General features: G+C 36.4%; 11 protein-coding genes. 2 read left to right on the plus strand and 9 right to left on the minus strand.

The window, feature by feature from the left end; genetic code table 11:
* Positions 1-395: 395 nt before the first annotated feature.
* Together DFR79_RS09985 and DFR79_RS09990 are read right to left on the minus strand one after the other, a co-directional pair.
* Entirely contained in the window at positions 396-1,556 is a 1,161-nt protein-coding gene (locus DFR79_RS09985) for a BTAD domain-containing putative transcriptional regulator (RefSeq protein WP_133515350.1), read from the minus strand.
* A 277-nt stretch (positions 1,557-1,833) separates the two neighbouring features.
* Positions 1,834-3,195: an alkaline phosphatase gene (locus DFR79_RS09990; protein ID WP_208107528.1), complete on the minus strand. Its 1,362-nt coding sequence runs from the start codon at positions 3,193-3,195 to the stop codon at positions 1,834-1,836.
* A 319-nt stretch (positions 3,196-3,514) separates the two neighbouring features.
* Between DFR79_RS09990 and DFR79_RS09995 the strand changes: the two genes are divergently transcribed.
* Positions 3,515-4,090, plus strand: coding sequence for a hypothetical protein (locus DFR79_RS09995; RefSeq protein WP_133515351.1), 576 nt, complete (start codon positions 3,515-3,517; stop codon positions 4,088-4,090).
* 67 nt (positions 4,091-4,157) lie between these two features.
* On the opposite strand, the gene DFR79_RS10000 is transcribed toward DFR79_RS09995, so the two are convergent.
* The 4 genes from DFR79_RS10000 to DFR79_RS10015 all read right to left on the minus strand — a co-directional run bounded on the left by DFR79_RS10000 (position 4,158) and on the right by DFR79_RS10015 (position 7,406).
* A complete protein-coding gene (locus DFR79_RS10000; RefSeq protein ID WP_133515352.1) occupies positions 4,158-4,553 on the minus strand; it encodes a hypothetical protein in 396 nt (131 codons plus the stop codon).
* Between the two features lie 56 nt (positions 4,554-4,609).
* Positions 4,610-5,407 carry a nitroreductase family protein gene (locus tag DFR79_RS10005; RefSeq protein ID WP_133515353.1) on the minus strand — a complete coding sequence of 266 codons (798 nt, stop codon included), beginning with the start codon at positions 5,405-5,407 and terminating at the stop codon, positions 4,610-4,612.
* Between the two features lie 79 nt (positions 5,408-5,486).
* The gene (locus DFR79_RS10010; RefSeq protein WP_133515354.1) at positions 5,487-6,314 is read right to left on the minus strand and encodes an aldo/keto reductase; all 828 of its coding nucleotides are present in this window, start codon (positions 6,312-6,314) and stop codon (positions 5,487-5,489) included.
* 141 nt (positions 6,315-6,455) lie between these two features.
* Positions 6,456-7,406 (minus strand): glycine betaine ABC transporter substrate-binding protein, encoded by a 951-nt coding sequence (locus DFR79_RS10015; protein WP_133515355.1) that lies wholly within the window; start codon positions 7,404-7,406, stop codon positions 6,456-6,458.
* Between the two features lie 228 nt (positions 7,407-7,634).
* Between DFR79_RS10015 and DFR79_RS10020 the strand changes: the two genes are divergently transcribed.
* Complete coding sequence (locus tag DFR79_RS10020; RefSeq protein ID WP_166638028.1) at positions 7,635-9,329, plus strand: S8 family peptidase; 1,695 nt, start codon at positions 7,635-7,637, stop codon at positions 9,327-9,329.
* On the opposite strand, the gene rihC is transcribed toward DFR79_RS10020, so the two are convergent.
* The 3 genes from rihC to DFR79_RS10035 all read right to left on the minus strand — a co-directional run bounded on the left by rihC (position 9,330) and on the right by DFR79_RS10035 (position 14,386).
* Complete coding sequence (rihC, locus tag DFR79_RS10025; RefSeq protein ID WP_243727771.1) at positions 9,330-10,241, minus strand: ribonucleoside hydrolase RihC; 912 nt, start codon at positions 10,239-10,241, stop codon at positions 9,330-9,332.
* A gap of 48 nt (positions 10,242-10,289) precedes the next feature.
* Positions 10,290-11,048 carry a nitroreductase family protein gene (locus DFR79_RS10030; RefSeq protein WP_133515358.1) on the minus strand — a complete coding sequence of 253 codons (759 nt, stop codon included), beginning with the start codon at positions 11,046-11,048 and terminating at the stop codon, positions 10,290-10,292.
* An 86-nt stretch (positions 11,049-11,134) separates the two neighbouring features.
* On the minus strand, positions 11,135-14,386 hold the full coding sequence (locus DFR79_RS10035) for a DEAD/DEAH box helicase (RefSeq protein ID WP_133515359.1): 3,252 nt from the start codon (positions 14,384-14,386) through the stop codon (positions 11,135-11,137).
* Positions 14,387-14,394: the final 8 nt, after the last annotated feature.

A 14,394-nucleotide genomic window follows, 5' to 3' on the forward strand; every position in this document is an offset into this window, starting at 1 on the left:
ATTTTATCAGATTATTTTAAGAAAAGGAAGAGCTTATTTCAATTTATTTTGATTAATATTTATCATTTTCTAATGGATTAATTTGATAGATAACACAATAAGAAAGAGATGAGATTTTAATAAAAATTATTCCCACTCCAAATTTCTTGATTTCTTTGTGATCATCTCTCAAGAGTTTTCTCCCACTTTTGAGCTTTTATTGAGGCTGGTAATTTTCTTCTTTCTAACCACCTCCCTAATAAACTTTTCAATACTCTCTATTTTACTCTGCCTTCATTGTAACTCCTTCAGGATAAAATGTTAATGATTTCGAAATTATCTTGATGATGCTGGAATGATGCAAAAATCCCCACCAGATTGGTGAGGATTAAAGTATGTACTAAATGTTATCCTATTTACAATTGATATCCTTTTTGTTCTAAAATCAGTTCTTCCGGCAGTTCAAATTTAGCCATAAATGAGTTTTTTAATCTTTTTAAAATCCGCTCTGCTTCCCCTTCTAAAACATCTGTCATCAATATTATAAAATGTTTGCTGTTCCAGCGACAGACTACATCCCCGGAGCGTAATTGATCAGATAGTAATTTTAACATTTTATCTCCACACATAATAATTTTTTCTCTCTCAAGTTTGCCAGTTAATCTCAGATGCGCTAGATAACGTTCTGATGTATTTCTCTGCAGCCTCCGTTTTTCCAGCTCATAAATAGTGCTGAAAGTTTCGCGATCATTACAGATAAAAGCCCCTTCTACCTCATTATCTCTCTGAAAATATTCGACTAGAGATTCAGGATCATCATCCATATTTCCCAGCTTTGACTCCAGCGCCTTAAGCTCAGGTGGAATCAGCAGATCATTTTCCTGATAGAGAGAAAGCACTTCCTGATATTTAAAGCGGGCCATCCCCCAGCGCTCATCCTTAATTAGAGCTTCAATTGCACCTTTGATTATTCTTTCGTCAAAATTTATCCGCTGCTGTACCAGATTATAAAGCTGCCACAATTTATTATAACTATTTTTTTTCTCAAAATATTGATCCAGTTCCAGCATTGTGGAAACTAAAAGATCGCGATATTTATTGCGAACTGACCAGATCCACTCTTTGGAATTGGCATCTTCCAGATATTCTCCTTCATAAATCTCTATTGCATTTTCAAAATTGGAAATAGCGTTTTGAAAATCTCCCTCAATCATTTCTTTAGCCTGCTGACAGTGGTTTTCAAACTTCTCAATATCCAGCCAGTAATCCGTCTCAGTATTAAAAGTATAGGCCGTGCCAGTAGTTTTAATAAAATCAAGATTCCGTCCACTGGAATTTAAAACTTTTCGCAGCCGATAAATCAAAGCTGATAAAGAGCCCTCTGGATCCTGGTTTTCATTTAATCCCAGATTCATAATTAGTTCTTCTCGAGCTACATCTCTCTTTCGAAAAGTAATCAAATACTGCAGCAGCTGCCAGCGTTTACTCATCTTCTTTTTCCCATTAGTTAAATTATCTCCACCATTTAAAACCTTAAAGTTCCCCAAAGTGTAAATGCTTAGTCTCTCATTCTGCATGATTACACCCCCAAAAAGTAGCTGAAAACTAAAGATTATTCTAAGACTCAGTTTTTATTTAAATATTCTGACATCTGAACTCAAAAAATACTCCTTTTTATCTAATCTTTACTAAAAATAATTATAACATAAATCAAATTTATAATAAAATTAATTTTTACTCAAACAGCATATTTTTCCAAAAATTTTGTCGTATTTTGTAAATAAAAAAGCGGTAAACCCTGTTTAGAAAGTCTACCGCTTTTTAGTAATTACATTTTGAATTGTTTATTATTACTTATGGACGCATTGCTTCGAATAAAATCTCAGCAAATTCAGTATTCTGCATCATACCATTAAACTTTTCAGTTTCAGGTCCAAAAGCAAAAATTGGGACTGAATTAAGTGTATGTCCTCCGGTATCAGATTTAGCTCTAACCTCTGCACTTACTACCCCAACATTGTTTTTCTCAGCAATAACCGATCCGATCTGCCACCCAACTTTATACTGATAATAAAGTGAGCCATCATCTTCATTAACAATATTACTATTGAATTCTCTGGCTTCAGCCTCTGTTAAACTAATATCAGCATATTTTTTAAATACTTTTTGAATGCTTTCAATTGTATAGGCATTTCCACTTTCAGTTTTCACAAGCTTTCCTGCCATATACTCTGGAGAAACCTTTATGTTCATTAAAGCTTCTTTCTTAATTGGCTCAGTTACAGAAAATCCTAAAGTTTCATGATCTGCTACTACAACAACCATTGTATTTCCATGTTCTCTGGCCCAGTCAACAGCATATTTTACACTTGCATCAAAATCAAGAGTCTCTGCTACAACACCAGGAACATCTGCTGCATGGGCTGCGTGATCAATTCTTGCTCCTTCTGCCATCAGGAAAAATCCATCTTTATCTTCTGATAAGACATCAATTGCTTTAGTTGTCATTTCCAGAAGACTTGGCTCCTGAGAATCAACCTCTTCCCGATCCTGAATATAATTCATATAGGAATCATTAAATAGCCCCAAGATTTTACCATTCATGGGCACAACTCTTTTTAGCTGTTCTTCATTAGAAACATACTGATAACCCATTTCTTTAGCTTTTGCAATCAAATCTGTTCCCGCTTCTTCTTTCATAAAATCTTCACGACCACCCCCAAGCACAACTTCTACTTCATTATTCAGAATTTGTTTTGCAATTTTTCCTCCCATACCGCGATCTTTAACTGAGGCTGCAAATGTTGCTGGAGTAGCATCAGTGACAGTATTAGTACTGATAATTCCTGTTGATTTGTTTCTTACTTCAGCATAGTCAAGTACTGAATCAAGTTCAGCTCCATTTTTATTCACTGCTACTGCACCATTATATACTTTATGACCTGTTGCCATTGCTGTACCAGCTGCAGCCGAATCAGTAACACCTTCTGTGGAACTGGTCATCATTAAACCAACATTCGGTAATTTCATCAATTCTAATTTATGGTCTTTTCCCCCGGCCATATATCTTGTCATATCAATCTGACCGATACCCATGCCATCACCAATCATTAAAATAACATTCTTTACCTCAGCCTGAACAGCTGCTGTAAAAATCAGAGCAAAAACTAAAAATAGTGAAGCAACCAGCATTAATCTTTTTGACTTTTTAAGCATAAACATAACTCCTCCTTTAAATTTTGTTTGTCAGACGACTGATGTCTGTCTATTATTAATTATTCAAGACAAATAGCGGAAATCCTTCTTTATTTTCTGATTTTTTTATTAATTCTGATTAAAATCATTTGTTTAAAATAATTTTGAAGTTACCAAAAATAGTTTGTGAAAATAGATTCGACTTAATTTTCTAAAAACATTGACAGAGACAGAATTAGCTGGTATAATTTCAATGTATTGTGATTATTATTACATAATACATATTTTTTTGAGATGTGACACTAGAACTGTCACTAAAAATACTAAGGGGGTAAACAAAATGAAAAAAAGTTTAGTAGTTTCTCTGTTCTTAGTTTTTGTTTTAACATTTTCAGGTATGGCCTTTGCAACAACACACACACTTGATGTAGTTGGAGGTGGAGAAAAACAGGAATTATCAACTGGTAGAACCGTTGAAGATTATGTAACAGCTTTAAAAGAATTAGTTGGAGCTGATGAAGCTGGAGATATCTTCTATCCCGAGGAAGACGAGGTAAAGTATCTTTTTGTACCTCTTTACAAGGATGGCAATCTAATTGGTTATGGCAGCTGGGTTAATACAATTATTTATTCTCATCCAGAAGACTTTATTGCAGTAGTAAGTATGGCCAATAATTCCAAAAGTAAAGAAAGTATGGGTGTAATCAAGAAATGGAAGCCGCTTGATGCCAATGATCATCATCCAGAAATGAAACAGGAAGAATTTTTAAGTAGATATTACGGGATGACTCTCGAATCTTCTTTTAATCCAGAAGTAGATATAATTTCTGGTTCTACTATTTCCAGTCAGACATTTTACTTTGAAATGAAAAATATGCTGCTTGTTTTTGAACAGTTTGGACCAGAAGCAGAATAAATATTTAATTAATTTAACTAGCCCACTTCAAATGAAGTGGGCTTAATTATTTGTATTGATTTATCTTTTAAAAATCATCTAAGATTTGATCTATATCCTCTTCAGCAATCTCTTCCTGTGTTTCTTCTTCAAACTTATATTTTGGACCATAGATATATATTCTATTTAAGTTCACTTCTTTTTTATCAAATCTAAATCTACAGTTAAAAGACTTACTAAATATTATTGTCCTGGTCAGCATTGAATAATACTCATTCATTGTTTTCATTTTAACCGGTCCAAAACCATCATAACTCTCATTTTTAAACCATTCTTCATAGCTACTGCCTAAATTATCCGGTCTAAACTCTGAATTTCCCAATATCTTATTGTAAACACTGCGGCCAGATTCTCCATAATAGAAGTCCTTATACAACAGTAAATCCTCATCAGGCTGAGCTGCTACCTCTAAAGATAAAAACAAAAAATTTAATACCCTCTCCTTATAATTGGGAGAGGGTATTAAAAAGAATAAAATATTTACTCAACCGCAAACCTTGCTACTTCTTTTCCTTCAAGATACTTCCAGCTGCCGCTGACACCTGCTTTTAAGGACCCTACCTCCAGATGCAGCATCGCAATTCCACAATCAAGATTTTTTGACCGCTCCTCATTTTTTTCTTCAGTGTCCAGCTGAATAGTTATCGAATTCTCTCCAAGTTTAAAACGCCAGGGCTGACGATTAACTGCCGAAGGTGCCAGGTGGGCTGTTTTTAGAGCTGTTTTAACCCATTCTGGTTCTTCTTCCAGATCTTTTTTATTAATTATCAGCTTATCTAAATCCATTCTTTTTTTGCTACTGATCACTGTTTTTAAAATTCTTTCCGAAATAGTAGGGTTTTCTTCTGGATACCCAAGAGGAGAAATTGCATAAAGTTTTTCTGTTTCCTTTAAATCAAGATCTGCCAGGACTGCTTCTGCTTTAAAAGTCCCAGATACCCAGCAGGTTCCAAGCTCCAGAGCGGTGGCTTCTAAAATTACCGCTTCTCCTCCATAACCTATCTTTTCTTCCATATATGGAGTATCTTCTCTGCCCACAAAAGCCAGATAAGCTGGTGCTCCCGAGATTTTTCCATAACTGCCCAGCACTCCCGTAAATATCTCTTCCACATTTTTTTGGACCAGAATAATTCTTAAATCATCAAAATCATTATTTATTTTTTCGATCAGATCATTTAGCTGCTTAATTTTTGGTTTTTCAATTATTTTAGAATAAAACTGGCGTCTTGAACTGCGCTCTTTTAATGCTTGATACCATCTTGCTGCAGGTATTTTCATTCTCTATCTACCCCTTATCTCATTATTTTAGAGAAAAAGCCCCTCCGAAAGGAGAGGCAGTTTTGGTAAGTATTTCAATTTAAGAACTAATCCCATAAGTTTCATCATCAAGAGTAATCATATATACTCGTTTTTCAGTGTCAATATTGTCAATTAAAGCCATATCTTCTGGACGAAGCTCCCAGTCAAACAGCTCTAAATTTTCTTCTATATGAGTTTTGCTCCTTGATTTTGGCAGAGGAACTATTCCCTTCTGCAGTTCCCATTTTAAAACAATCTGAGCGGGAGATTTATCATATTTATCTGCCAGTTCAAGAATTGTTTCATCTTTTAGCACTTCAGTTCTGGCAAGAGGGGCAGAAGCTTCTACTATCACATCATTTTGATCACAGACTTCAAGCAGTTCTTTTTGATATAACCAGGGATGGAATTCTACCTGATTAACTGTAATTGGCACCTGAGTAATTTTTAAGGCAAATTTCAATTGATAAACCGAAAAGTTACTGACTCCAATATTTTTTACCATACCTTTATCCGATAAGTATTTCATTGCCTGCAGAGTTTCTCTTAAAGAAATTGCAGGGTTTGGCCAGTGAATTAAATATAAGTCAAGATAATCGGTACCTAATTTTTCTAAAGAACGCTCACAGGCCTTGATAACGCTTTCATAATTTAAGTTAGAAGGCAGAACTTTAGAAGTTATAAACAATTCTTCTCGGTCATAATCTTCTAAAACCTCTCCAATTCCTGCTTCATTATGATAACCCTCAGCAGTATCAATGTGATTATAACCTGCTTTTAAGGCAATTTCTACTTTTTCGCCTACATTTTCTTCAGCAATATCCCAGGTTCCATAGGCAATTACCGGAATCTCATCACCTGTCTTTAATTTGCGTGTTGGAATCATTTTTATTCCTCCTTTTGAATTCTTTTGTTTAAATATATATGCACTATTATTTATTATTAAAGATTTTAGCTGTTTTTCCTGCTTTTATTTTGAAATTTTATCTTGTCAAATTCCTGTAAAATTATTTATAAATCTAATATTTTAATCTTCTGTCATTTTTTCTCTCAGGGTAATAGCGGCTCTTTTTCCTCTTTTATCTTTAACTCCAGCTAACCAGGAGTCTGTAATTTTTAAATTATTTTTTATCCAGTTTTTTGCCAGTACCTGAGCATCCATATTCTTTTTTACCAACTGATAGGTCCAGCTGCTCTGCATTTCCGAATTAACAGTAAAATTCTCCAAAAATTTATAGAGATTGGGATAATCCTCTTTAAAACCAGTCCTGATAATTGTATCAACTTTTGATTCTGCCTGTCCCCAGATCTTTTTTGGATCTTTTAAATATTTAAAATCAATCACCAGGTTCATCCAGTGAGGTTCCCAGCCGGGAAAAACTACCCAGTCTTCATTTTTGATCTTCTTTTCCACCTGAGTTATGGTTGCAGGCCAGGAGGCATTTATTTTTTCCCAGTCTCCAAGTCCATAGATATTATTTTTGATAGCTCTGGAAATCACTTCATCAGAACCACTCCCAGGTACACCTGCATATATTTTCTTGTTAAATTTAGCAGCATAATCGTCCAGATCACTGTGACTTTTAACACCAGCTTCGTAAACATATTCTGGTACCGCTGAAATAAAGTAAGCCTCATCCAGATGTGTCCTCACAAACTCATAGTTCTCTGAATATTCTTCCCGCAGAGACTTCTGGGCTGGCAGCCAGGAACCAAGCCAGATATCTATTTCTTCACCGGCCAGAGCTTCATAAATTAAGGGCATGGAAATAAGAGTTCTTTCAACATCATAACCAATAGCCTCCAGAATTTTTTCCACAATGGCATTCTTGGCCTGAATTCCCGGCCAACTTGCCTCGCCAAGTACTATTGTTTCTTCAAAATTGGCACTTTGAGCCTTAACATTCTGTTTAACCCCCAGAGAAAAAGAAATTAAAAGAACAAATAATAAAATTAAAATCAGATGATTTTTTCTCATTATTGTGCCACCTCCCACTGTTCATTATAATTATATTATAATAGGCCTAATAAAACAAATATTTATTATATTCTGAAATCAGAGAATTTAATTTAGCTGTCAGCTTAAAATATGTTATAATTACTTTAATCAACTCAGAAAGGAGGCGCTCTTATCAAAAAAGCAGTGATTTTAACACTTATCTTTCTATGTATTTTTGTCTTTTCTTTTCATCTCAAAGAAGAAATTTTGAAAAATGATTCAGTTAAAATATTTATTATAGATTCAAAAATAGATAAAGATTTTTTAAACAGTCCCGCCCTGAAAATTCAGCCCGAGAGCTCTCACGGCAGCAAAATAGCGGCAGTAATCCGCAGCCAGAGTCGGGTTAAGATTAAAACTTTATCTGCTGAAAACCTCACAGGACGGATCGATGAAAATAACTATCTTGCCGCCTTAAGAGAAATCAAAAATTATGCGGTACTTCATCCCGAACAAAAAATAGTTGTCAACATCAGCCTTGGTTTTGAAGAGTCCGGGTTTCAGCGGAAAATTATCAAAAAAATTAATGAACTTCAAAACATAGTTTTAGTGGCAGCGGCAGGTAATAATAACCAGGAAAAGATCTCCTATCCGGCTAAATTCGAAAATGTAATAGCCGCTGCTGCTCTGGAAGGAAAAGGAAAAATGCCGGGCTCCAATTATGGTCAGGAGATTGATTTCGCCGCCTCCGGGATTATAAAGATCACTCAGCGGTATTATCTGCCTGCATTTAATTTCAGTCGGAAATATAAATTAACAGGTACCTCCTTTGCAGCTCCTCAGGTTACAGCTTTAATTGCAGATGTTTTGAGTCTAAATCCAGAACTAAGTATTAAAGAAACTTTAAAAATTATCACAGCTACAGCTGATAAAATTGCAGACCCTCTTTTTAGTAAAAACAAATTGGGAGCGGGCAGGATAGATAGATTTGAGGCCTTAAGTAAGGCCAGACCTCTTTATTTCTGGCTGCAGCTGGCAGTCTACAGCTCACTTATGCTTGCCGCTCTCTTTTTGCTCTATTTCTGCTGGCAGAAATATTCTATCAGTGGAATTTTTATATTTTTGATTGTTTCTGCCACTATATTTTTAATCCAGCCAATTTTGCTGCTGTTCTACTATCAATTTGGTCTCTTAAATATTATGCTTTTCCTTTTAAGCCTGGGGGCAATATATGTTGTGTCTTTAAAGCTGCTTAAATTTTATCTTAAAAATTCCAGTAATTTTTCTTTAATGCTCAAAATTGGACCTCATTTAAATAATAAGCTGCAGGACCAGGTCGGCGAAAAAATCACCAGGTTTTTAACAGAAAATAATATCAACAAACAGAAATTGGAGCAAGCTATAATCAGCAGCCTGCGCCAGAGCTATTCTCAAAAAAAGATTGAATTTTATCTACAGCTTGCTGCTGCTTTTAAACTGCCACCGATAGCCTTAATTATAGAAAAAACTATGAATTCGAAAATTTCTGCCGGGGCTGCAGCTTCAAAATTAAATTTAGAACAAAAAAATAAAAAAGAGCAATTTATATTAATTGCTGAGCTGCTGGCAGTTATTTTTAATAATGACTATTCTGAAAAGAAAAAAGCTGCAGAAATTGCAGCAGCACTTAACTCAGCTTTGATTCTGATTCCTATAAAAAACACTCTTCAAAAAAGAAATCAGCTCCAGCTAAATGATTCAGTTTTATTTTTTCTGCTGGATATCGTGGGTGGGTTTGCGGAAATGGCAGCCGATTTTACTCCTCTGCTTAAAGAAATAATTACTCAGGCAAGTAATCCCTGGCTTAAATTTCACGCTCTACAGGCTTATCAAACAGTTGGAATTGGGGATAGTGACTACCAGGAATTTATAAACAAAATAAAGGCAAAAGAAAAAGAGCCCGTTTTACTGGCTCTCAAATAATTACTTTAGTTGAGAAATCTCAGCCAGCACCCAGTCTCTAAACTGCTTTTGATCAATTTCTACTGCCAGCTTAACATTTTTTGCGGCTGTATATCTTCCGGCTAAATCAGCAACTGTAGTTCCGGCCGCCGGGCCCTCAACAGCAACTTCCATTTGAGTTTCCTGAAATTTAAATATCTCCGGCTTCAGTAGATAGCAGATTGTGCAGATATCATGCATCATTAAACCGGCCTGATCTAAATCTCCACCGCGATAGTGGGTAAATAAAGAATAAAGCATCTCTCCAGCTCTGCCCAGCGACTTTACTTTTTCGATATCAGTTCTAGTTAAAAGGGCTCTGGTAGTTACCCGCAAGCCAAAGATTGTAATCGGCAGACCGGAATTAATAACCATCTGGGCTGCATGAGGATCAACTTTTATGTTAAATTCCGCACTTGTATTAGTATTTCCACCAATGGTGGAACCACCCATAATCACAATTTCTTCAATTTTTGGTTTAACTTCTGGGTACATACTGAGCAGCAGAGCCACATTTGTCAGGGGGCCAATTGTCACCAGAGTAACTTTTTCCTCACCCGCTAAAATTCTATTTTTAATCTCCACTGCTGCATGTTTGGGAAGCAGCTTACGGCTGCTCTCGGGAAAATCAAAACCATTCATCCCGGTTTCTCCGTGAAACTGACTTGCATCTTCGTATTCGCGCAGTATCGGTAGAGAATTACCCTTTGCCAGAGGAGTATCTTTTTCAAAAAAATCTAGAATTTTCTTTGCATTTTCAGTTGTATAATCAAGATTAACATTTCCGGCGACTGTACTCAGCATTTCCACCTTCAGTTCCAGATTATTTAAAGCAATTGTTAAAGCTGCTGCATCGTCTATTCCTGGATCTGTATCAATTATAATTTTTCTCACTAAATCATCTCCTGTTTGGTCATTAGTTATTCACTCTGATTAATTCATTTATAGTTTAACTGTACCCAGGTAATTATAATTTTCTACTGGAGCCGGACTTTTGTCCAGCTTTGTAAATTCAAATTTCTGATCATGTTCTTCTGCTGCCAGCCAGAGATGAGCTAGAGCTATTCCCATATCAATTCTATTCATTTTTTCATAGAAAAACTTCTTAATAAAATTAGGTTCCAGCTGATAAAGATGAATCCGCTCTGACTCTGTAATAAAATACCAGGGCTGACCATTAGTTGCCGAAGGGGCCAGTCTTGCTGCTTCCAGCAGATCATAATGCTGATTACCCTTTTTTATTTCTGCCAGCGGTTTACGATCAAAATCTTCAATGGAATCCCGCTGACTTGCTTCAGCAGGTCGACCAAAAACCAGGGTTATTACATATTCTAAATCAGATTCTGCTACAATTTCCTTTTTGGGTTTGGCCATTCCAAACCAGCAGCTGCCTAAATTATTTGCAGTCAGATATAAATCAAGCTGCTGCAGGATAAAACCTGCATTTAAAAGATAATCTCCCTTGGGCTCCGAAAAAAACTGCAGGTAATGAGGGGATTTAATTGGAAGCAGACTTTTTACTGCCTCTGAATTTACAATTTTAGCCTCGAATTTGATTTCTGGGTCTAACTCTTTTATCTGCTTTAAAAAATCAGTTATTTCTTTGAGCTCATTTTCGCTCAGCTTTTCCTCTTCGTATTTTCTGATTGACTTACGCTTATAAATTGCCTGATACAGTTCTTCTAAATTGCGATCTTCCATCTTATCTCTCTCCTTTGGTTGGACCCGCTTTCGGATTTAAACTACTCCTGTTACAGCAGTAAAAAATTTCTGATTTTAGATTAAAACTAAAATGCCAGAAGTTCCTGAATGTCCTCCCAGTTAATAGCTTTAATTGGATTAACATTATTTTCAATTATATTATTGAAAAGGTCCTGTTTGCGCTCCTGCAGTTTTAACATTTTTTCTTCTACTGTGCCTCTGGTAATTAGCTTGTAGACCATCACCCGGTTCTCCTGGCCCAGACGGTGAGCTCGATCTGTGGCCTGGCGCTCGACCATTGGATTCCACCAGGGATCAACATGAACTACCATATCAGCAGCAGTTAGATTTAAGCCAACTCCACCCGCCTTGAGACTGATTAAAAATATTTTAACTTCCGGATTGCTGTTAAACTCTCTTACCTTTTCCATCCGTTTTCTGGTTGAGCCATCAAGATAGAGAAAATTAATCCCCTGCTGTTCTAAGTCATCTCTAATCAGCTTCAGCATTTTAACAAACTGACTGAAAACAATAATTTTATGGCCGCCACTTAAGGCATCAGACAGCAGTTCTCTTAAAGCATCAAGCTTACCTGAATTATGAGCCCTTCCTTCCTCTCCTAAAACTAAAGAGGGATGATTGCAAATCTGACGCAGTTTAGTCAGGACTGCCAGCACATTAATCCGGGAACGATTAAAACCTTTTTCATCTACAGTCTGCTGCAGCTCTCCCCGGACTTCTTCCAGCACGGTCTGATAACTGTCTTCCTGCAGCTGGGTCATGCTGACCGGATGGACATTAACAATTTTTTCGGGAAGTTCTTTTAAAACCTCTCCCTTGCGGCGCCTTAATATAAAGGGCGCTACTCTTTCTTTAAGCTCTGTCATTTTAGCCTGCTCGTTGTTTTTGTTGATCGGTGTTAAAAAGTTTTTCTTAAAATAGCTGTAATTCCCGAGATAACCGGGCATCAAAAAATCAAAAATCGACCAGAGTTCTTCCACAGAATTCTCCAGTGGGGTTCCGGTTAAAGCCAGCCTTGATTCAGCCTGAATATTTTTGACCGCCTTTGCTCTTTTGGTCCGGTGATTTTTTATATGCTGGGCTTCATCTAAAATCGCAAAAGAAAAAATCCAGTTCTCCTGATTCAGCTCTTCCACATCTCTGCTGATAGTTGAATAAGAAGAAATTATTAGATCATAGTTATTAAAATTCTGACGCATTTCCTCTCTCTCAGCTGGAGTGCCATAATAAACTAAAGTTTTTAAATCATCAAAAAACTTATCAGATTCCTCCTGCCAGTTATAAATCAAAGTTCTGGGACATAAAACTAAAGCAGGTCTCTCAGGCCTGACACTCTTCAGCAGAGTCAGCATCTGCAGGGTTTTTCCCAGACCCATATCATCTGCCAGAATTCCGCCAAAGTGATATTTATGCAGAAAACGCAGCCAGTTATAACCATTTTTCTGATAATCACGCAGTTTACCTTTGACACCAGGTGGAATCTCTCTTTCTTTAACAACATTAAGACCGCTAATTTCATTTTCCAGTTCATTAAATACTTTATTACCTTTAAAGTTAATACCACTTTTTTCTACCAGATTTTTATAATATAACAGATTATGGTAGGGAGCACGATAGCTGTCAGCCTGTGTTTCAGCATCTTTAAGCATCTGCTCAACTTTTTCTTCCTGAGCACCACTTTCTAAGATATAATACTGATTGTCCAGCTTAATATAAGCCTCTCCCTTTTTATTGTAAGAAATCAGCTGCTGCAGCTCCTGGCGGCTGTAAGTCTGGCCGCCCAGATTATAGCTGATGGAAAAATCAAACCAGTTAATCCCTTTACTATCATCAATCTCAACTATGGGCTCCAGCTTAACTTCCTTAATCTCAATCTGATCAAAACTCTGACTGCGCTCAACCTTCCAGTCTTCCGGAATATGAGTCATCCCATCTGTTATAAACTCCTGGATCTCACTGTTATCCCGGAGAATAAAATGTTCGGGCCGAACTTTGAAATTATATTCCTCCAGAAATTCAATTACTTCAGCCAGAGCCTTGTTATCTCTGCCATACCAGAGTTCTGGATCTTCTTCATCCCTTTTATAAATGTTCTGGTCGGTATCTATACCAAGCAGCTCAGTGTTGCTGTATTTTTCTCCGGCAAATTCCACTACCAGCTCACAGCTGATTTTTCCCTGTTCATAGTCCAGCTTCAAATCAAACTCAGGACTTTCTTTAATCAGTTCATAATCCTGCAGCTCTTTTGAGCGCTCAAGTTCAAGATTTTTCTCAAGAGTTGGTAAGATTTCAAATAAAAATTCTCCCTGCCGCTGTTTAGGAATCAAAAACTTAGCCGGCAGTTCAGAAAAATTATAAAAGTCAATTTTATGAACAGTATTTTCGATTAAAGTCCAGCGGCAGTCATTTTCGCTGCCCTGATAAATCGGAAAATCTTCCTCTTTTAAATCAATTGTAATCTCGTCCAGATCACCTTCCATTTTCAGCTCCGGCTTTAGAGTTTTTCCTTTTTTAATGATAACTCCATTTTCCTCCAGCTGCAGCTTGAAATTTTTACTTAACTCCAACAGAAAATCTAAGTTTTCTTCATTTTTGATTAAAAGCAGAGAACAGCCCCGACCTTTGCTTTTAAGCAGATCTGATAAATTCTCCAGAAGTTTTAATTCTCTGCCGTAAAAATGTTTCTGAAGCAGGCTTTCTTTATAATAAGCATAGCGCTGATCTTCATTTAAAGAATTTACAACTTCCTCCAGCTCCTGCTGGCTTAAATAATCGGAATCAAAAATCAATTTAAAATTTTTCAGGTCCTGATTTAAAATTCCCTTAACACTATATTCCAGTTTGGGCATTTCGCTTTCATCATAATTTTTGGTGATTTCCAGCAGGCTCTTAAAACTGCGGTCAGCAATCCGCCGCTCAACAAGATCAGCTTCAGAACTCTTCGCTGAATCTTCGTTTGAGAATTTAAACTCTGATATTTCCTGCTCCTGATCAGCTGCAGGCTCATAATTAACCTTTGGTGAACGAAAATCCTCCTCCATAAATTTATGGAGTACAGCCACCTCATGTTTGCAGTATTCTTCCCAGTCATAGGGACAGTCACAGCTGCTGTTAATCTCGATCATATCTTTTCGCAATCTAATTTCCGAATCAACTTTGTACTTTATTGTTCCCGATACCCGGGCAGAAATTTTGTAATAATTGGGCTCAACTTTATTAATCCTGTACTGTAAAACCCGTCCCATATTATAATAATTAATTCCGCGTTTATATATTTTATTTGAAACCAAATTTTTGATAAAATCTCTGCTGCTCATTCTTTCAG

The sequence above is a fragment of the Halanaerobium saccharolyticum genome, from assembly GCF_004362045.1.
GTDB classification, from domain to species: Bacteria; Bacillota; Halanaerobiia; order Halanaerobiales; family Halanaerobiaceae; genus Halanaerobium; species Halanaerobium saccharolyticum_C.